Raw genomic sequence first — 21035 nt, forward strand, 5'->3', positions numbered from 1 at the left:
TAACAAGTATACAAAATTTTCTTGCGATTCATGAAAAAAGAAAGATGCAGCTGCTGACGAGAGAGGGAGGAATGACAAAGTGGAGACCCGGGATTACTTAATCAAACCGATGTTGAATCAGCATTATCCTGTGGCTGTGAAAGGAGAGGGGATTTATTTATATGATCGGGACGGGAAAAAATATTTAGACGGCTCATCGGGTGCTGTCACGGCGAGTATTGGACATGGCATACGAGACATCATTGATGCCATGACAGAGCAAGCGGAAAAGGTGAGCTTTACGTACAGATCACAATTTACAAATGAACCAGCGGAAGAACTTGCCTATGAATTGAGTACGCTCTGCCCAGGGAACCTGAACTGGTCTTTTTTTGTCGGAAGCGGATCAGAGGCAACAGAAACCGCCATGAAAATAGCCATTCAGCATTGGCAGGAGCAGGGGAAGGCTGAGAAGAATCACATCATCTCAAGATGGATGAGTTATCACGGCATCACACTCGGTGCGCTGTCGATGTCAGGACATATTGCAAGGAGAGAGCGCTTTGAACCACTGCTCGAAAAACACCCGGTGCTGTCTCCGCCATACAGCTATCGTTCGTGGCTGCCAAAGGAAGAAAGCAAGCAGGTCGAATGGTATGTACAGGAATTTAAAACCGTCATCCAGCGTATAGGAAAAGAGAGGATTGCGGCTTTTATTGCAGAGCCGATTGTTGGAGCAGCGGGCGCGGCGCTTGTTCCGCCAGATGGATATTTTGCGGCGATGAAGCGAGTTTGTGAGGAAAACGATATTTTAATGATTGCAGATGAAGTCATGACAGGCTTTGGACGAACTGGGAAAATGTTTGCCATGGAACATTGGGGCGTCGTACCAGATATTATGGTACTCGGAAAAGGCATGAGCGCCGGCTATGCACCGATTGCTGCAGCTGTCTCAGCAGATCATGTGATTGCACCGATTCTCAGCGGTTCGGGCTCTGTGATGGCAGGCCACACTTATAGTGGCAACCCGCTTTCAGCAGCCGTCTCACTGGCTGTCATTCGATATATGAAAAAACACCAGCTTTCAGAACGGGCTGATCTGTCTGGCCGATATTTAATGAATGCTTTAAAGGATTTGCAAACAAATCATTCCATCATAGGAGATGTGAGAGGAAAGGGGCTGCTCATTGGCATTGAATTTGTCGCAGACCGATTATCGAAAACACCATTTCCTGCTCATGCTCAAATGACACATTTAGTTGTGGAGACGGCCAAGCAAAATGGTTTGCTTGTTTACCCAGCAAGCGCTGGAGAGGATGGTGTAGGAGGTGCAGCGGTCATGATCGCACCGCCGCTTTCCATTACGCAGCAGGAGATGGATGAACTGATTCATTTATTCGGGCAGACAATGACGCAGGTCGAGCAAGAAGTCATCAATCGAGGGTTTTTCCCATCTGCCATGTAGGGAGGAAAGATGATGAACAAAACAGCGAACTTAGATCAAGTCATCACGCATTTTAGAGACGGAATGACCATTATGTTTGGCGGCTTTGGCGGTGTGGGGTCCCCGCCATCATTGATCGATGCCATCCTAGAAGCCAATATTAAAGACATGACATTGATCGGAAACGATGCAGGCTTCCCGCAAATCGGTGTTGGCAGGCTGATCACAGAAGGAAGAGTGAAGAAAATCATTGCCTCTCATATTGGCTCAAATCCAATTGCCGGGCAGAAAATGCAGGCGGGTACACTAGATGTTCTTTTTTACCCGCAGGGCATCCTAGCAGAAAAGATCAGGGCAGGCGGGATGGGTTTAGCGGGCATTGTGACAGATGTCGGCATGGATAGCCTCAATCTTGATGAGAAACAATTGGTTCAGCTGGATGGAAAGAAGTATATTCTTGAGCCTGCACTGACTGCGGATATCGCGATTGTGAATGCCCTCAAAGCAGATGAAGCAGGCAACCTGATTTTTGATAAAAGTGCACGGAATACAAACCCGATTGTGGCGATGGCAGGAGACTGGACCATTGCGGAAGTAGAAGAGATTGTGCCTGTGGGCGGGCTTCATCCAGAGGAAATCGTCACACCAGGCGTATTTGTGAACCAGATCGTGCAATCAAAAGGAGTGAACTGGACATGGGCATGGGAGACATCGATTTAAGACACCGCATAGCCAAACGCGCGGCACAGGAAATTGAAGATGGCATGATTGTGAATCTTGGGATCGGAATCCCAACCCTTGCGGCTGATTACATTCCAGCGCATTACAACGTTTGGCTGCATGCAGAAAACGGCATTATGGGGGCAGGCGCTTCACCAGCACGAGGGGAAGAAGATCCGAATTTGTGCAATGCCGGGGGTTTTCCTATTACGTTAACAAAAGGCGGATCATATATGGACAGCACAACCGCTTTTGGCATCATTCGCAAAGGGATGCTGGATATGACCATTTTAGGTGCACTTGAAGTCAGCAGTCATGGGGATCTTGCCAATTGGATTGTGCCAGGGAAACGAGTGCCGGGTATGGGTGGAGCCATTGAACTTGCGCAAAAAGCGAAAAAGGTGGTGGTTGTGATGAGCCACCTTGATAAACATGGACAATCTAAGATAAAAGCAGCCTGCACGCTGCCCTTAACTGCTAAGTCTTGTGTGGATCTGATTATTACGGATATGGCAGTCATTGAGGTCAAATCACAGCTGCTCATTTTGCGTGAAGTCATGCCGCCGTTTCAGCCGGAAGATGTCATGAGGGCGACAGAGGCGCCGCTCATTTTAGCGCCTGATGTCAAATCTGTTGTGTAGAAAGGATGACCGACTTGCAGCCAACCACACGTATCAGAAACTGGATGAAAGAGCATAAGGAGGAAGCCGTGACGCTTCTTCAGCAAATGGTGCAATGTGACAGCACACAAGGAAATGAGCAAGAAGTACAGCAAATCGTAGCAAATAAACTTTCTGCCATTGGCTTTGATGTTGACGTATGGGACATTGGCGGAGATGACTTGCTGAACCACCCGTATTTTTATTCCCCGAGGCGTTCCTTTAAAGGGAGTCCCAATGTCGCCGGACGATTGAAAGGTAAAGGCGGAGGTAAATCTATTTTATTAAATGGGCATGTGGATGTTGTCCCGGCAGGTGATCACAAACAATGGACATATCCGCCCTACAGCGGGCATATCATAAACGGGAGACTTTATGGACGCGGGGCAACAGATATGAAAGGTGGAAACGTTTCTTTACTCTTTGCACTTGAAGCACTGCATGCGCTACAAATTCCGCTGAAGGGAGATGTCGTGTTTCATAGTGTTGTCGAAGAAGAGAGCGGCGGCGCAGGCACCCTTGCAGCCATACTGAGAGGATATACAGCAGATGCAGCCATCATTCCAGAGCCAAGTCATATGAAAATCTTTCCGATTCAGCAAGGATCTAAATGGTTCAGACTGCATATTAAAGGAAGGGCTGCTCATGGCGGAACAAGATATCACGGCGTTTCTGCTATTGAAAAGAGCACGATAGTCCTTTCACATATAGCGGCACTTGAAGAAAAAAGAAATCAGCGAATCACTGAGCCGCTGTTTCAGCATATCCCAACCCCGATCCCAATCAATATCGGGAAAATTCAAGGCGGTGATTGGCCATCCTCCGTAGCAGACCTTGTCACAATGGAAGGCAGGCTCGGGGTGATGCCGGGTGAAACGGTAGAACAGGCAGAGAAGGAATTAGAAAATTGGATGGCAGGACTCGGAGAAAAAGATGAATGGTTCCAAGAACATCCTGTTGAGGTCGAATGGTTTGGTGCAAGGTGGCTTCCGGGTTCAATCGATACAGATCATCCGCTTTTAGGTTTATTGAAGGAACAATATGAAGCGGTCATGAAGCAGCCGCCGAAGATCGAAGCAGCCCCTTGGGGAACGGACGGCGGATTACTGTCACAGGCGGCTGGTATTCCGATCATCGTGTTTGGACCTGGAACAACGGAGCTTGCCCATTTTCCGAATGAATCCATCGACATTGAACATGTGATTGAAGCAGCAGAAATTATTGCAGGTACAATTGTAGAATGGTGTGAAGCAGCGGAATGAGATGAAAATGATCACAAAAAAGAAGGCTGCCTACTCAGCCTTCTCTTTATGTGTGTCCTGCTGCTCACACATATATGTCACTGGACAAAAACGAAGAATGCCAGATCCCAGTTTCATACCGCCAAACATGATGCCCAAAAGCAGCATTTTACTCCATGGTTTTCTAGCATATAAGGATCCAGCCACAGTACATATCGTCATTCCGCAGGCAATTCTAATGAGCGCTTCCATTAAGCCGAGATTAGGTTTCATTGAAGGTGAATCTCCTTTTTTAAATTATTTTAAGTGTGATTTCAAGAAATTGTAACGTTTCATTAATGCGTAACGTAGTTCGTTATGTTACGATAGGGCTAATACAAATGAAGGAGAGTATGTGAATGTCCGAACGTACTTTTAATTGGAGAAACAATGACATCCGCACACAAATCGATGTAGTCGACTCAAAAATAGTTCCAACACTCCTTTTAACGAATGGACTCGTGCTTAACCCGTTTTTGAAGCAATGGGTGAAGGCAAATATTTGGATACATGATGATCGAATTGTTTATGTCGGAGCAGAGCTTCCTCAAAATAAATCAGCTAAACGTGTGATTGATTGTGAAGGGAAATACATTGTGCCTGGGTATATAGAGCCTCACGCGCATCCGTTCCATATTTATAATCCCCAATCACTTGCAGAATATGTGTCTCAATTTGGCACAACAACGATGGTCAGCGATAACTTATTTCTTCTTTTGCAAAGCAATGAAAAGAAAGCGCTTTCCACTCTATGTGAATTAAAAAAGCAGCCATTTCAGTATTTCTGGTGGTCCAGATACGATCTTCAAACGGAAGTCAGATATGAAGATGAGATGCTGCCAGTTAACTACCGGAAGGAATGGATTGATCATCCTGACGTCCTCCAAGGCGGCGAATTAACAAGCTGGCCAAGATTGATGGACGGTGATGATCTCATTTTATATTGCATGCAAGAAACGAAGAAGCAGAGAAAACGAATTGAAGGGCATTTCCCAGGAGCTTCTGAGAAAACGCTAACAAAAATGAAGCTGTTTGGCGCGGACAGTGATCATGAAGCGATGAATGCGGACGATGTGTTAAAACGATTGTCCCTTGGCTATCATGTTTCATTGCGGCATTCTTCCATCCGTCCAGATTTAGTGAACATTTTAAGAGAACTGCATGAGCGTGACTTTAGACACTATGACCATTTTTTCTATACAACAGATGGTGCTGCTCCTCACTTTTATGAGGAAGGCATGATTAACCGTTTGATTTCGATTGCCCTTGAAGAAGGCGTGCCGATCATTGATGCGTATAATATGGCGACATTTAACATTGCAAAATACTATCAAATTGATGATTTACTAGGCGTTGTTGGCCCAGGCCGGCTGGCTTCTTTGAATATTTTAGATGATCCAATGAACCCAAATCCAGAAACGGTCATATCTAAAGGGATTATCCTCAAATTAGATGGCGAGAACCAGCATCAATTCCAAGAAACAAAATGGGAAAATGGCGGGCTGGCTCCATTAGATTTAGGCTACGACCTCACGATGAGTGATTTGCAATTTTCTATGCCGCTAGGTGTCAAGATGAGAAATGCCGTTATTATGGAGCCTTATACAGTGGAAATTGATAACTCCATCAACCAGCTCTCATGTGACCATGATCAAAGCTTCTTTAGCCTGATTGACCGAAAAGGTGAGTGGCGTGTGAATACGATGCTAAAAGGGTTCGCAAATAAAGTGCAGGGCTTTGTTAGCTCATTTTCGCTCACGGGTGACATTTTAGTGATCGGGAAAAATAAAGAAGATATGATGCTGGCACATAAGCGGATGAAAGAAATTGGCGGGGGAATCGTACTCACAGAGAACGGGGAAATTTTGCACGAAATCCCGCTGCAATTATCAGGCTGTGCATCGGCTGAACCATTTGAGACTGTTCTTCAGCAGGAACAAACATTACGCGAGCTGCTCATTGAGCGCGGCTATCCATTTGACTGCCCAATTGATACACTTGTCTTTTTCCAAAGTACACATTTGCCGTATATTCGAGTGACACCAAGAGGAATATTTGATGTCATGAAAAAAACTGTACTCTTTCCGTCTATAATGCGTTAAAATATAACAGAGTGGAGCTGTATCATCTTTGCTGCATTTCTGACTGCTGTTATAGGGCAGAAGTGAGCCATGGTTCTCTTCACTGCCATGTAAGTGATCGTGATCTTATGTGGAGCTGTTGACAAAGCAGAGGGCTTTGACATGACGAATGAAGTACTCTAATTGTAAAATGAATTTGCCGGTTACGCTGACCGGCCAACATATTTTGAATAACCCGAGCAAGGCGGGGCGCATATTTGTGGTCTCGCCGAGCTTTCTGCAAAGCCTGTATATGAGGGCAGAAGACCTAACCAAGCAGAAGTCATCTTTATACTGGAAGCAAACAAGTTTGTCAGATTGTCATACAAGGAAAATGACAGAACTTGTCGAATTTGTTTACGATAAAGAAGCTTCGGCTTACGAAAGAACCTGACGGCATTTTCAGCGTAGACCCAAACCTGTCATGATCTGTTCAAAGCTCATTGCTGAGGTTTTAAAAAAATTAGTCAGGAAAGATACCGCTTTCTTAGAAGAAGATCGTGCGAAGCGGTGTGGCAATAGTAAAGGAGAAGATGTATTAAGATGCAAATTGATAAATTAAGGGGCAAAAGCTTAGATCAGTTATTCAACTCCATCTTATCCCTTAAAGACCTGGAAGAATGTTATCGATTCTTTGATGATTTATGTACCATCAATGAAATCCAATCTTTATCACAGCGTCTTGAAGTAGCGCGTATGCTTCGCGAGGGAAACACGTATCATAAAATTGAGACGGAAACAGGTGCAAGCACTGCAACTATCTCACGTGTCAAACGCTGCTTGAACTACGGAAACGATGCCTATACGATGGCTCTTGACCGCGTAGCAGAACAGCAGGAAAATAACGAAACAAAATAAAGCAGCTTTCACTGTAAACAATCCTTTTTACGAAAAATGGACTTGTTTGCAGTTTTTTTATGAAAAAAGGCGGGCAGGGGCTGATAAAGTGCCTCTGTTTTTTACTTTAGCTCGCCCATAAACCATCTTTATCCCTCATAGGAGATGCCATCTTCACTTGAGAAGATTTCCTTAATCTCTACTGCTTGCTAACTTTATACGAAAAATGTCTATAAAAAAAGGTGCGTTTCCGCACCATTTCGAGCTAGACAGATGGCTGTGTGCCTGAGAACATAGGCACTTCGCTTGTCTGGCCATTCTCTTGTCTAAAAATAATATGTTTTTCATTAAAATGAATAGGCGATTCTATTCCCGCAGCTGCGGATAAGTTAAACAAACCTTCTCTAAGAGACAGGATATAATTGCACACTCGGTATTTTTTTTCTTCAATCGATAAACCCTTTTGCAGCTTTGGATCAGTCGTGGCGACCCCGACTGGGCATTTATTCGTGTGGCAGACTTGGGCGCGAATGCATCCGACTGAAAACATGAGACCTCTGGCAATATTCACAAAGTCAGCTCCCATTGAAAGGGCAATCGCAATTTTATCAGGCGAGAGAAGCTTGCCAGAAGCAAAGAGCTTCACCTGATCTCTGACACCGTATTCTTTCAATATTTGATGAACCATGGGGAGTGCCGTGAAAATGGGAAGCCCGGCAGAATCCGCCAATTCATGAAAGGACGCGCCTGTACCGCCTTCTCCGCCATCAACTGTAATGAAATCAGGGTGTTTTCCGCTTTTTTTCATATAGCTGGCAAGCTCTTCAATATTTTCTTTATGTCCGACAACAAGTTTGATTCCAACTGGCTTTCCGCCTATACTCCGAAGCTGTTCAATGAAATCAAACATGTCAGGAATGGAGTGGAACATCTCAAAGCGGTTTGGGCTGTCAATGGATTGGTGAGGCGGTAATTTACGGATATTCGCAATTTCTTCCGTCACCTTTTCGCCGTCAATATGACCGCCGCGTGTTTTTGCTCCTTGTGCCAGCTTGAGTTCAAAGGCTTTGACTTCCTCGTGTTCGCTTTTTTTCTTGAATTCTTCAAAGGAAAATGCGCCATCCTCTGTTCTAACGCCAAATAAACCGGGCCCAATCTGGCAAATGATATCTGCGCCGCCTTTGAGGTGATAAGGAGAAAGCCCGCCTTCACCTGTGTTCATCCACGTCCCGCCGGCCATTTTTAATCCTGAGGATAGAGCTGTAATCGCCCTGTCGCCTAAGGAGCCGTAGCTCATGGCAGATTGACCGATCAGTCCTTTCACATGGAAAGGCTTTTGACATGTGTGTTCGCCAATGACTTGTACATCCTCTTGATGGAGAAAGTAAGGATTTGCTTCGACTTCTTTGAAATGTTCACTTCTTCGCAGTAAATTGTCTTGATCAATCTGATACACTTTTGTTTTGATTTTTTCTGATTGATCGATTCGTAGTTCATCTCGCTGCTTTGGAAACAGGACGTTTCGAATGTAATAGCCTGGCTTGTCAAAATCACGTTTTGATCCAAAGCCCATCGTCCGGCTTTTGTACTTCCCAGACATGACCGCCTGCTCGTATTCTCTTCTTGAGAAGGGCAGCTCCTCTCGGTCATTCAGAAACAGATATTGGCGAAGCTCAGGTCCTATTTTTTCAAAGATAAACCGCAGCTTTCCAATGACCGGATAATTTCGCAGAACTGAATGTTCCTCTTGTTTTTCATCCCTCATCCAAATCCAGATCAATAGAATGATTGGGATGATCAAACAAATGACTAGCAATGCGCCGATGACAATTAAAGTTGTTGTCACGAAGATCCCCTCTTTTCTCTTTCATTGCTGTTGTTATTCCACTTTTTAATGAAAGAGAAACCACACCAGCATATTGTGACGTTTAGAAATGAAAAGGCGGGGTAACTTACAAATAAGATCATAAGGGGAGGGAACATACATGAATAAGCGTCCAAATGCGTATGTACTTGCAGGATTAGGGGTTGGAGGAGCTGTGTTATTAGCGGTAAAAAATAAACAGCATCTGAAAAAATGGGCAAGCATGTTCCGGTCAGATGAAAAGATTCCTGAAAAAGCCGGCCACCCAGATCCATTAGATATCCAAGACAACAAAATGGTCGACGAAGGGGCCATGACATCCGTCCATTATTTTAATGAAGCGAGACAATAGTTTGAAAAAACCGTTTTGAAAGATCAAAACGGTTTTTTTCTTGTGATGTTATAGCGAAGAGGATCGACAATAGTAAAACCGATCAGCTCATTGTGATCAGGTGTTGAGAATTGGAATTCAACGCCTGACAGTTGATAGGTTGAGAGAATTTCCTGATCCGTCAAACGTAAAGAAAGCTCATCCTCATAAACCGGTACGTTCCGCAGCACTTCGGATTCTTGTGCAAATAACTCCAAGCCAGCCACTCGGCCCTCTTGATCGATATCTACATTGACACATTCATTGACATCTAATTCAATGGTTTCTTTGATTTTCATATGCTCCGCTTGTGGGGTGATATAGATGTATCCGATGTCTATATTTTGTTCATATGTGATCGTTCTTTTCAATGGGGTAACCTGCTTCATTTTAATTTTAACTGTAGCTAATTAACGAGATTTGAAATTATGAATGGGTATCGAAGATAAATTAAAGAATATCAATTATTATAATAAACTAAAATTAAGAACATAGCAGGATGTGCAACGAATGTATATTTGTATATACTTTAATGGGATAAATTAACTATATTGGAGATGAATTATAAATGGCGGTTTTGTATTTTTTTGAAAAAATGTCTGAACTGAGCCATATAGTACTTGTGTTGTGCGCATATGCTTTTTATTGGAGACTTAAGAAAACTAGAAATGAGAGGAAGCTCACTAATTTTGAACTTTTTCTAAAATATTTTATTTTATTTGGAGTATTAACTTGGGGAATCTCATTTGTGGTTTTAACAGTCTCATAATTCTGCGAAAAAAGTCGAATTAGCACTATTTATGTAAAAACAAATTATTTCTACCTTAAAATGAAAACCAAACTAACACTATATTTTATTATCAAAAATGACCATAAAATCAAATTTATGGTTTTTTGTTAGGTTATTTTAAGAAAAAGGGGAGTTTATACATTGAAAAAATTATTTGTATTCACATTGGCTTTATTACTTTCTATTGCAACAATAGTGCCAGTAGCATCAGCTGAAAATTTAGTAAATCCTGAGGCTGGATTGAAAGGGTTAACAAAAGAACAAATTGAAAAATCTGTAGCTGAAATAGAGTATATCTTTACTGAAATTCTAGTTTTTGATGACGAAGTAGGTTATGTTGTTAACGAAAAGGAATTAGAAAAAGCTTCATACCCAGTTTATCAAAAAGAAGGCATGATCGCTTTTGCGAACTATATGAATCAACAAAAAGGTATTGCTACTACACAAAAAAACACTGTTCAACGTTGTCTTGAAGATGCTCTTGGTATAACCAAGGGGGCTTTAAATCAGGTTCAAAAGGCTATTGAAAAAGGTGAATGGTTAAGTGTTCTAGGGTTCCTAACTTTAACTGGAATTGCGGTATCACCTCCTGTATTATTTGGCTTTTTCTTGCTATGTGGTGCACCAACAGCACAAGTTGCTCCACTTGAAAAATAAAAAAACTGTGTTCATTTATTAAGAAAGCAGATGCTAAGCATCTGCTTTTTTGTTTCTAAATCTTTAAATCACGCCACCCATTTTCAAAAGAATGAAACTTTTAGCTAAAGGAGGTTACCCATTTTTTGCAGACACTGATTTTGTTATAATATTTAAATGGAATGAAACGAATGGAGGAACGTTTTTCATGTATGATGTTACCGAGTGGAAGCATGTCTTTAAACTCGATCCAAATAAAGAAATTTCCGATGAACAGCTAGAAGCGATTTGCGAATCTGGGACGGATGCCATATTGATTGGCGGAAGTGATCATGTGACAGAGGACAACGTGCTTCAATTGATGTCAAAGGTCCGCCGGTTTCTAGTGCCATGTGTGCTCGAAATCTCCACACATGAGATGATTGTGCCTGGCTTTGATCTGTATTTCATCCCAACCGTTTTAAACAGCTCTCACCCTGACTGGATTGTTGGGCTTCATAAAGACGCGATGAAGGAATTCGGTGATTTGATGTCAATGGAAGAGATTGTGCCTGAAGGTTATGTCATCTTAAATGAAGATTGTAAAGCGGCCAAGCTCACAGAGGCAAATACAGCGCTGGATATCGATGACGTCAGGGCATATGCAAGAGTGGCAGAGCATTTGATGAAGCTGCCCATTTTTTATCTGGAATACAGCGGAACGCTTGGAGACATAGAGCTTGTCAAAGAAACAAAAGCAGTGCTTGATGAAACAGTTCTTTTTTATGGCGGCGGCATTAAGAACGCTAAGCAGGCAAAAGACTTCTCCCAGCATGCAGACGTCGTGGTTGTAGGAAACGTCATTTATGACAATTTCAAAGAAGCATTAAAGACAGTGGATGCAGTCAAAAAGTCATCATAGTCAAATAAGACGAAACGGGTTAAAATAGAACATAAGTTCGAATTGGCGGTGAATGGAATGAATGAAATATCGAATCATCTATTAGAAGGGCTGAATGACGCGCAGAAAGAAGCAGTCAAAGCAACAGACGGTCCTTTATTGTTGATGGCAGGAGCAGGAAGCGGGAAGACACGGGTGCTCACACATCGAATTGCCTACTTAATGGCAGAAAAGCATGTGGCTCCGTGGAACATTTTAGCGATTACATTTACAAATAAAGCAGCACGTGAAATGCGTGAACGTGTCCAAGCTATTTTAGGGCCTGGCGCTGATGACATCTGGATCTCTACGTTCCACAGCATGTGTGTCCGCATTTTAAGACGTGATATTGACCGCATTGGTGTGAATCGCAACTTCTCTATTTTAGACACATCTGACCAGCTTTCAGTCATCAAAAACATTTTAAAAGAACGGAATATCGATCCTAAAAAGTTCGACCCGCGCAGTATTTTAGGATCAATCAGCAGTGCAAAAAACGAACTCATTGACGCAGAGGAATACGCCAAAACAGCTGGTGATTTCTATGATCAAGTGGTCAGCGATGTCTATACAGATTATCAAAAGCGTTTACTGAAAAACCAATCACTCGACTTTGATGATTTAATTATGATGACAATTCGTCTGTTTGAGCGCATTCCTGAAGTATTAGAGCACTATCAGCGGAAATTCCAATACATTCATGTGGATGAGTATCAGGATACGAACAGAGCACAGTACATGCTTGTGAAACTGCTCGCGCAGCGCTTTCAAAATATATGTGTTGTCGGTGATTCGGATCAGTCTATTTATCGCTGGCGCGGAGCGGATATTACAAACATTCTCTCCTTTGAAAAAGATTATCCATCCAGTGAAGTGATTCTGCTTGAGCAAAATTACAGATCGACGAAACGCATTTTGCATGCCGCAAATACGGTCATTCAAAACAATGCAAACCGGAAGCCGAAAAATCTTTGGACAGAAAATGATGAAGGAGCGAAGATCGCCTATTACCGTGCAGATAATGAATTCGGTGAAGGACAATTTGTCGCAGGAAAGATTCGTCAGCTTCATCAGAGCGGAAAGCGCAAATTATCCGATTTTGCGATCCTTTACCGGACAAATGCCCAGTCTCGTGTCATAGAGGAAACGTTAATGAAAGCCAACATTCAATACAACATTGTCGGCGGCACGAAGTTCTATGACAGAAAAGAGATCAAGGACATTTTGGCATACTTACGCCTAGTGGCAAACCCAGATGACGATATTAGTTTTGCGCGAATTGTCAACGTACCAAAGCGCGGAATCGGTGCGACATCTGTTGATAAAATTGCAGCATATGCGGAGATGAATGACCTGTCTATGTTTGAAGCACTTGGTCAGGTGGATTTCATTGGACTGAGTGCACGGGCAGCCAATGCGCTTGATGAGTTCAAACAGCTCATTGATCAAATGACGAACATGCAGGACTATTTATCTGTCACTGAATTAACAGAAGAAATTCTAGAGAAAACAGGCTATCGTGAAGCGCTGAAGCTCGAAAAAACGATTGAAGCACAAAGCCGCTTAGAAAATATTGACGAGTTTCTATCCGTCACTAAGAACTTTGAAGAACAAAATGAAGACAAGTCACTTGTGACCTTCCTGACAGATCTCGCCCTCGTCGCAGACATTGATAAGCTGGATGAGAATGAAGAAGAAGATCAGGATGCCGTTATCTTAATGACACTTCACGCCGCAAAAGGTCTAGAATTCCCTGTTGTTTTCTTAATGGGAATGGAGGAAGGTGTCTTCCCGCACAGCCGTTCATTAATGGAAGATGCAGAGATGGAAGAAGAGCGCCGCCTCGCTTATGTTGGCATCACACGGGCTGAAGAAGAGCTTTATTTATCAAGTGCGAAAATGAGAACACTTTTCGGCCGGACGAACATGAACCTTGAATCTAGATTCATTCGAGAAATACCAGCCGATTTATTGGACAACCTAAATGAGAAAAAAGAAACAAAAACACCGTTTGGCCAAACAAGAGAAAGACCGCAAAGACGGGGACCTGTCTCACGTCCGCAAACACAAACGATTCAAAACACAGGCGGCGGCAGTATTGGCTGGGCTGTGGGCGATAAAGCGGCCCATAAAAAATGGGGCGTTGGTACGGTTGTCAGTGTGAAAGGCAGCGGAGACAGTACAGAGCTTGATATTGCGTTCCCAAGCCCTACAGGCATTAAGCGTCTTCTCGCAGCATTTGCACCAATCGAGAAGCAATAAACTGATAGGACAAAACGGATGAATTGAAAGGAAGAAGCAGATGGATAAAGAAGCAGCGAAACGCCGGATCGAGGAACTGCACCAGATTTTGAATCAATACAACTACGAATATCATACACTTGATCGTCCAAGTGTTCCTGACGCTGAATATGATGCGCGGATGCGTGAGCTGATCTCTCTGGAGGAAGAACACCCTGACTTAAAAGCAGCGGATTCACCTTCACAAAGAGTAGGCGGCGCTGTTTTAGACGCCTTCCAAAAAGTGCGTCACGGCACACCGATGCTCAGCCTTGGGAATGCGTTTAATGAACAGGACCTTCTTGATTTTGACCGCCGGGTTCGTCAAGCAGTCGGTGACGATATCGCATACAATGTCGAGCTGAAAATTGATGGACTCGCTGTTTCTCTCCGTTATGAAAATGGCGTGTTTGTCCGAGGAGCGACACGCGGAGATGGAACAACGGGGGAGGATATTACTGAAAACCTCAAAACGATTCGTTCCATCCCGCTTAAAATCAAACGCCCTCTGTCGATTGAAGTGAGAGGCGAGGCATTTATGCCAAAACCTTCTTTTGAAGCATTAAATGAAAAAAGAATACAAAACGAAGAAGAGCCGTTTGCAAACCCGCGTAATGCGGCTGCAGGTTCACTTCGTCAGCTTGATACGAAAATTGCAGCGAAACGAAACCTTGATATATTCGTCTACAGTATAGCGGAGCTTGATGAAATTGGTGTTGAAACGCAAAGCGCAGGACTTGATCTTCTCGACGAACTTGGCTTTAAAACAAACAAAGAAAGACGGATGTGCCAAACGATCGAAGAAGTCATCGACCTTATTGAAACATTAAAAGTAAAGCGTGCCGATTTTTCATATGAAATCGATGGAATTGTCATTAAAGTCGATTCACTGGCTCAGCAGGAAGAACTCGGCTTTACAGCAAAAAGCCCGCGCTGGGCGGTTGCGTACAAGTTTCCGGCTGAAGAGGTCGTAACGAAGCTGCTTGATATTGAACTAAGCGTTGGGCGAACAGGCGTGATTACACCAACAGCGATTCTTGAGCCTGTCAAAGTAGCAGGGACGACAGTGCAGCGTGCATCTCTTCATAATGAAGATTTGATCAAAGAAAAGGATATTCGCTTGTTTGATCAAGTGATTGTGAAAAAAGCCGGCGATATTATTCCTGAAGTCGCAGGTGTCCTTGTCGATCAGCGTACAGGCGAAGAAAAGCCGTTTCACATGCCAACTGAATGTCCAGAGTGTCATAGTGAGCTGGTGCGAATCGAAGGCGAAGTGGCCTTACGATGCATCAATCCAGAGTGTCCTGCCCAAATACGTGAGGGACTCATTCACTTCGTTTCCCGTAATGCAATGAATATTGATGGGCTTGGCGAGCGGGTCATTACACAGCTCTTTAAGGAACAGCTAGTCTCTCGTGTGTCCGACCTTTACCGTTTAACGAAAGAAGAGCTCATTCAGCTTGAACGAATGGGCGAAAAATCTGTCGACAATTTACTGCGTTCAATTGAGCAGTCGAAAGAAAACTCTCTTGAGCGTTTACTATTTGGACTCGGCATTCGATTTATTGGATCAAAAGCGGCAAAGACCTTGGCGATGCATTTCGAAAACATCGATCAATTAAAGCAAGCAACGAAAGAACAATTACTTGAAGTCGACGAAATTGGTGAAAAAATGGCTGATGCCGTCGTCACGTACTTTGAGAAAGAAGAAATACTCGATCTGCTGAACGAACTAAAAGAGCTTGGAGTCAATATGACCTATACAGGGCCAAAGCCGGTAAAAGCAGAAGAAAGTGATTCCTACTTTGCAGGAAAAACCATTGTGCTGACAGGAAAGTTAGAAGAAATGGCGCGAAACGATGCAAAAGCAGCGATCGAAGCGTTAGGCGGCAAGCTGGCAGGCAGTGTGAGTAAAAAAACAGATCTAGTCATTGCCGGAGAAGCAGCGGGGAGTAAGCTGACAAAGGCAGAAGAACTCAATATTGAAATTTGGGACGAAGCTAAAATGCTCGAGGAGCTAAAGAAATAAGAGGAGTGTTTTCTATTGAAAAAGTTGTTATTGCTGCTGACAATGCTCACACTGGTATTGTCAGCGTGTGCACCTTTTGGGGGAAAGGAAGAGGAAGAGGTCACACAAAAAACGGATGAAACGAAGGAAACAAAGGAAACAGCCATCATCCCGATGTACAATATCTCAGACTCCTATTACAAAATGGTGCTGCCGTTTAAACAAGGAGCTGCGAGAGGTTTAACAGCGGAGCGTCTCAACACACGCTTGGACATTGATGAATTTGAAACAGGACTCATGCGCCTTGCAACAGAGTCATTTAATACAAACGACTATCTTTTCCAAGAAGGACAGCATTTAGATGAGGATACCGTTCTCAGCTGGCTGGCACGCAAAAAAACAGGCAGTGATCTGAAAAAGGCAGAAAAAGATGATAAAAACTTTAAGAATCTAGGCTTAAATCCTGCTCTTCCAAACTCAGGTTCAACAAAGTCTAAAAATGAAAATAGTCCCATCTACTTAGCTTCGATGCTAGAGCATAATTACTTAATTAGAAAAGACAAAAACAGCTTACAGCTTGGCGGAGTTGTCATTGGTCTTGCACTGAACTCTGTTTATTATTACCGTGAAAAGATTGGTGACCCGCAGCAAGAGGTGACCATCGATTCATCGAAAAATTCAAAGAAACTTTTGGCAGAGGGTGAAAAAATCGCTGAACAAGTGATCAAGCGCATTCGTCAAATGGACGGACTGCAAAAAGTGCCTGTCATGATTGCCCTTTATAAGCAAGCACCAAAATCATCTATCGTTCCAGGTAACTTTATCGCCAAAACGGATGTAAAAGCAGGCTCCGCTGATATCGGAAATTGGGATACGATCGATGAGGAGAATGTATTCTTCCCTTCAGATAATGCGAAAAGCAGCTACAAAGATGATTCAGAGCGATTTGACCGCTTCAAGACAAAGGTCGAAGACTACTTCCCGAATTACACTGGTGTTGTAGGAAAAGGCTTTTACAAAAACGGCAACCTGCAAAAAATGAAAATCGAAATTCCAATGCAGTTCTATGGAAAAACGGAAGTCGTAGCCTTCACACAATATTTAACCGGTGAAGTCATGGATTACTACAAGAGTACCAATATCGAAATCAACATTACATCTTCTGATCAACAAGAAGCCTTGATTACGAAAAATGCTGAAGACAAAGAACCGACTGTTCATATATATGACTAAATAAGAGGGATTTCCAAACTCTTGTCAAAATATTAGTAGAAACCAAGAAGAAAGGCAGGTATGTTGATGCTCGTATAATGCTGATTACCGTCAAGAACATTTAAAAAGACGATAAAGGAGAATCAGCATGCATAAAGAAGTAAAAGCACGATACGATGAACAGAAAGTCTTAAAGAAAGCGGCTCACTTGTATAAATTTCAGCTTGACCAAGTCACATTTCTAGCCGATGCAGAAAATTATGTGTATGAATATAAGGCAATGAATGGGGAGAATTATATATTAAAAATCACCCATACCATTCGTCGTTCACCCACATATATTTTAGGAGAAATGGACTGGATTCGATTCCTGTCTCATCATGGTATTTCCGTAGCAAAGCCGATTTCATCAGCAAGAGGAAAAGACGTTGAAACCATTCCTGATCAAGCCGGAGGCGCATTTTTACTCCGTGTGTATGAAAAAGCACCGGGGAGAAAAGTGAATGAAGGAGATTGGAATGGGGAGCTGTTTGAAGCGTTAGGGTCCTATACAGGACGAATGCATCAAATAACAAAACGATATCAAGTAAAAGATCCTCTTTATAAGCGTCAAGAGTGGTATGAAGAGGAGCAATTAAAGCTTGATCAATATATTCCGTCTGATCAAACGGTTGTTTTGCGAAGAAAAGATGAACTGATGCAAAAGCTTCACCAGCTCCGAATTTCGAAGGATGTGTATGGGCTGGTGCATGCCGATTTGCATCACGGGAACTTCCATTATCATCAAGGAGAGATTATCGCATTCGATTTTGATGATATTGGATATCACTGGTTTATCAATGATATTAGTATTTTGCTATACAATGTTCTTTGGTATCCAGTGATTCCATATGATGATAAAGCTGAATTTACGGCAGAATTTATGAGTCATTTTTTAAAAGGCTATCGACAGGAGAATGAGCTTGATGACGCGTGGCTGGCAACAATCCCTGATTTTCTCATGCTGCGTCATATGCTTATTTATGGGCTTTTACATCAAGCATTTGATCTCCAAACAATGACTTCTGACCAAAAAGCCATGCTGTCATGTTTTCGAAAGGAAATTGAGCAAAAAACACCAATTACTCCTTTTGACTTTCAACAGCTGGCCCGATAAAAGAAACCCCTTGCTGTGTCAAACAGCAAGGGGTTTTTTATGACTACACCGTATCACACTTCACGCCAACGACGCCTTCTAGATCTTTAATATCAAAGTACACATCGGTTGTATAGCGGTCTTTATGCACTCGTACACGTACTTCCATGATCGGATAGTCCTTTTCTTTTAAATCATCAATTCGTACAGAATGAATGCGGATATTGAGGGCTTTCATTTCTTTTAAAATATCGGTCATGCGGTTTCGGTCAGAAAGAGACATTCTGATGCGGATTTCTTTTTCCTGCAGACGAATCGGTCCGATCCGCTGGAAGAGCCATGGCAGGAATTCGACACTAATGAGAATAAAGAAAAGACTGAGGAAGGCTTCTTTATAAAATCCTGCACCTGTTGCAACCCCAAGTCCTGCTGCTCCCCATATCATCGCAGAAGTCGTGAGTCCTGAGATGACATCATTGCTTTTTCGAAGAATCACACCTGCTCCAATAAAACCAACACCAGATATAATTTGCGCCGGTAACCTGAGTGGGTCCATTTGAAGCTTAGAGACTCGAGGGAAATTGTAGGCTGCATCAATGCTGATGATGGTTAAGACGCAGGAGCTGACAGCAATGACAATACACGTTTTTAAGCCGAGGGGCTTTTTCTTCAGCTCTCGTTCAAGCCCGATAATCAGACCGATTAAGGTGGCCACGGCTAATTTTAAGACTGTATCCCATTCAATTGTCCAAAACATGCGTATCGCTCCTTTCACTTCATGTACGTTTCACAACATGTATATGATCTTCTCACAGCCCATATGGCTGCACAACTCTTATTTTATTCAGTTTCTGAAGAAAGAAAAGCTTTTTATTTTATTTAAAAAGAGAGTCATCCGCATAGGGCAGATGACTCTTCAATTCTTTATTTTGTTTCTTCTTCAAGATGATCTTCCATTTTGTGAAATAGCTGTTTTGATGCTTTTGACGGCTTACTTGTCAATAAGCTCACAATAATGGCAGCTAATCCACTAAGGGTAAAGCCTGGAATCATTTCATAAATACCTGTGGCATGGTTGAGGCCTGTTGTAATCCATGTCAGAACCACAACTGCACCAACGATCATTCCAACTAGGGCACCGTGATGATTCATTCGTTTCCAGTATAGGCAAAGCAAGATGACTGGACCAAATGAAGAACCAAATCCTGCCCAAGCATAACCGACAAGGTCAAGAATGGTGTCACTTGGGTTAAGTGAAAGGCAGAGAGCAATCACAGCGACAACGAGTACAGACATCCGGCCAATCATGACGAGCTCTTTGTCTGATGCTGTTTTTCTAAAGAACGTTCTGTATAGATCTTCTGTCATGGCACTTGCTGTGACAAGCAGCTGAGACGAAATTGAACTCATAATCGCAGCTAAAATGGCAGAAAGTAAAAATCCAGTGATATATGGATGGAACAATACTTTAGAAAAAACGATAAAGATGGTTTCAGGATCAGCAAGATTCATACCCGTTTCATGAACATAGGCAACACCCACTAAACCGACAGACAGTGATCCAATCACTGAAATAATCATCCAGCTCATTCCAATTCGGCGTGCTGGTTTTAAATCTTTAACAGACGTAATGGCCATAAAGCGCACGATAATATGCGGCTGTCCAAAGTAACCTAGTCCCCAGGCAAGGAAGGAAATAATGCCAATGACGCTCGTTCCTCTAAAAATATCAAGCAATTTAGGGTCAATCTGTTGAATATCTTGGAATGTAGCAACAGGTCCGCCTAATTGTGTAAAGGCAACGATCGGCACGAGCACTAATGCTAAAAACATGATAGCTCCTTGGACAAAGTCCGTTAAGCTCACTGCCAAAAATCCGCCGAACAATGTATACAAAATGACAATACTTGACGTCAAAATCAGTCCAAACATGTAGTGAGCACCGAATGCTGACTCAAATAAACGTCCGCCTGATACCATCCCAGACGATGTATACAGCGTAAAGAAAATTAAAATGATGACGGCTGAAACAGCTTTTAATAAAGCAGATGATCCTTTGAATCGTTTATCAAAGAAATCAGGAATCGTAATCGCATCATCCGCAATCTCTGTATAAGAACGTAAACGAGGTGCAAGAATGAGGTAGTTCAAGTAAGCACCAACGATTAAACCAATCGCAAGCCAGGCTGTCGATAAACCTGTTTTATACATCTCACCTGGCACACCCATCAGCATCCATCCGCTCATGTCCGCAGCACCTGCTGAAAGGGCCGTAACGAATGGGCCAAGCCCGCGTCCGCCAAGCATATAATCATTTAAATCATGTGTTTTCCTGAATGCATACCAGCCAATGGCAAGCATCCCGATAAAATAAATAGATAAGGAAATTGTAACTTCAATACTCATTTTGTGTTCTCACCTTTTTCGTATTAATTTGACATCACCTCAATCAAAATATACAGAAGAGCGATGGCAGCTTTTTTGCTTGACTGTCCCGCTCACTGCTATGGTTACTTAACCTAACAGAGTATTCCCAAGTGATCAACCTGCCTAAACCTCTTCATTTTGAAGAAAAAATGGACAGATCGGTGATAAGAACCAGTATGTAAGCGATTACAAAAATAAACAAAAGTAAAAATTTTCTGAAAAATAAAAAGTCACCTGATGAATATTTCATTTATTGGTTTGATAAGAAGACGTTTTCAAGAAAACGAACCTTTCACCGCACCTTCGTAAAGTTGCTTTAGAACAGTAAAATTTGATATGATAAAGTGTATATGAC

At 42.6% G+C, this 21035-nt stretch carries 18 protein-coding genes; 13 read left to right on the plus strand and 5 right to left on the minus strand.

Annotated elements, in window-relative coordinates; genetic code table 11:
• Nucleotides 1–79: 79 nt before the first annotated feature.
• The 4 genes from NST65_RS03275 to NST65_RS03290 are packed head-to-tail and all read left to right on the plus strand — an operon-like array spanning nt 80 to nt 4064.
• Nucleotides 80–1444: an aspartate aminotransferase family protein gene (locus NST65_RS03275; protein WP_065215087.1), complete on the plus strand. Its 1365-nt coding sequence runs from the start codon at nt 80–82 to the stop codon at nt 1442–1444.
• Between the two features lie 12 nt (nt 1445–1456).
• Nucleotides 1457–2143: a CoA transferase subunit A gene (locus NST65_RS03280; RefSeq protein ID WP_025092629.1), complete on the plus strand. Its 687-nt coding sequence runs from the start codon at nt 1457–1459 to the stop codon at nt 2141–2143.
• Nucleotides 2119–2784 carry a 3-oxoacid CoA-transferase subunit B gene (locus NST65_RS03285; protein WP_111927662.1) on the plus strand — a complete coding sequence of 222 codons (666 nt, stop codon included), beginning with the start codon at nt 2119–2121 and terminating at the stop codon, nt 2782–2784. The genes NST65_RS03280 and NST65_RS03285 overlap by 25 nt, the downstream gene beginning before the upstream one ends.
• A 14-nt stretch (nt 2785–2798) precedes the next feature.
• Complete coding sequence (locus NST65_RS03290) at nt 2799–4064, plus strand: peptidase (RefSeq protein ID WP_342489308.1); 1266 nt, start codon at nt 2799–2801, stop codon at nt 4062–4064.
• A gap of 30 nt (nt 4065–4094) precedes the next feature.
• Here the strand turns inward: NST65_RS03290 and NST65_RS03295 are convergent, their stop codons facing one another.
• Complete coding sequence (locus NST65_RS03295) at nt 4095–4316, minus strand: DUF2892 domain-containing protein (protein ID WP_024424522.1); 222 nt, start codon at nt 4314–4316, stop codon at nt 4095–4097.
• A 125-nt stretch (nt 4317–4441) separates the two neighbouring features.
• On the opposite strand from NST65_RS03295, the gene NST65_RS03300 reads away from it, so the two are divergent.
• Nucleotides 4442–6184: an adenine deaminase C-terminal domain-containing protein gene (locus NST65_RS03300; RefSeq protein ID WP_087976810.1), complete on the plus strand. Its 1743-nt coding sequence runs from the start codon at nt 4442–4444 to the stop codon at nt 6182–6184.
• A gap of 561 nt (nt 6185–6745) precedes the next feature.
• Complete coding sequence (locus NST65_RS03305; RefSeq protein ID WP_024424524.1) at nt 6746–7060, plus strand: YerC/YecD family TrpR-related protein; 315 nt, start codon at nt 6746–6748, stop codon at nt 7058–7060.
• A gap of 244 nt (nt 7061–7304) precedes the next feature.
• On the opposite strand, the gene NST65_RS03310 is transcribed toward NST65_RS03305, so the two are convergent.
• Nucleotides 7305–8885 carry an FMN-binding glutamate synthase family protein gene (locus NST65_RS03310; RefSeq protein WP_044335249.1) on the minus strand — a complete coding sequence of 527 codons (1581 nt, stop codon included), beginning with the start codon at nt 8883–8885 and terminating at the stop codon, nt 7305–7307.
• 139 nt (nt 8886–9024) lie between these two features.
• On the opposite strand from NST65_RS03310, the gene NST65_RS03315 reads away from it, so the two are divergent.
• Nucleotides 9025–9255, plus strand: coding sequence for a hypothetical protein (locus tag NST65_RS03315; RefSeq protein WP_024426686.1), 231 nt, complete (start codon nt 9025–9027; stop codon nt 9253–9255).
• Between the two features lie 23 nt (nt 9256–9278).
• Here the strand turns inward: NST65_RS03315 and NST65_RS03320 are convergent, their stop codons facing one another.
• Nucleotides 9279–9644 (minus strand): DUF2283 domain-containing protein, encoded by a 366-nt coding sequence (locus NST65_RS03320; RefSeq protein WP_034667492.1) that lies wholly within the window; start codon nt 9642–9644, stop codon nt 9279–9281.
• Between the two features lie 560 nt (nt 9645–10204).
• Between NST65_RS03320 and NST65_RS03325 the strand changes: the two genes are divergently transcribed.
• The 6 genes from NST65_RS03325 to NST65_RS03350 all read left to right on the plus strand — a co-directional run bounded on the left by NST65_RS03325 (nt 10205) and on the right by NST65_RS03350 (nt 18274).
• On the plus strand, nt 10205–10720 hold the full coding sequence (locus tag NST65_RS03325; protein WP_111927659.1) for a hypothetical protein: 516 nt from the start codon (nt 10205–10207) through the stop codon (nt 10718–10720).
• Between the two features lie 187 nt (nt 10721–10907).
• Nucleotides 10908–11600 carry a heptaprenylglyceryl phosphate synthase gene (locus tag NST65_RS03330; RefSeq protein WP_024424529.1) on the plus strand — a complete coding sequence of 231 codons (693 nt, stop codon included), beginning with the start codon at nt 10908–10910 and terminating at the stop codon, nt 11598–11600.
• A gap of 57 nt (nt 11601–11657) precedes the next feature.
• The gene (pcrA, locus tag NST65_RS03335; protein WP_024426683.1) at nt 11658–13880 is read left to right on the plus strand and encodes a DNA helicase PcrA; all 2223 of its coding nucleotides are present in this window, start codon (nt 11658–11660) and stop codon (nt 13878–13880) included.
• A 40-nt stretch (nt 13881–13920) separates the two neighbouring features.
• Entirely contained in the window at nt 13921–15927 is a 2007-nt protein-coding gene (gene ligA, locus NST65_RS03340) for an NAD-dependent DNA ligase LigA (protein WP_024426682.1), read from the plus strand.
• 42 nt (nt 15928–15969) lie between these two features.
• Complete coding sequence (locus NST65_RS03345; RefSeq protein ID WP_258521799.1) at nt 15970–17139, plus strand: CamS family sex pheromone protein; 1170 nt, start codon at nt 15970–15972, stop codon at nt 17137–17139.
• 127 nt (nt 17140–17266) lie between these two features.
• The gene (locus tag NST65_RS03350; protein WP_034282815.1) at nt 17267–18274 is read left to right on the plus strand and encodes a phosphotransferase; all 1008 of its coding nucleotides are present in this window, start codon (nt 17267–17269) and stop codon (nt 18272–18274) included.
• 43 nt (nt 18275–18317) lie between these two features.
• On the opposite strand, the gene NST65_RS03355 is transcribed toward NST65_RS03350, so the two are convergent.
• Together NST65_RS03355 and putP are read right to left on the minus strand one after the other, a co-directional pair.
• Nucleotides 18318–19016, minus strand: coding sequence for an MgtC/SapB family protein (locus NST65_RS03355; protein WP_169510856.1), 699 nt, complete (start codon nt 19014–19016; stop codon nt 18318–18320).
• A 161-nt stretch (nt 19017–19177) separates the two neighbouring features.
• Complete coding sequence (gene putP, locus NST65_RS03360; protein WP_034282812.1) at nt 19178–20659, minus strand: sodium/proline symporter PutP; 1482 nt, start codon at nt 20657–20659, stop codon at nt 19178–19180.
• Between the last annotated feature and the right edge of the window lie 376 nt (nt 20660–21035).

Source organism: Bacillus sp. FSL P4-0248, assembly GCF_038593305.1.
GTDB classification, from domain to species: Bacteria; Bacillota; Bacilli; order Bacillales; family Bacillaceae; genus Bacillus; species Bacillus safensis.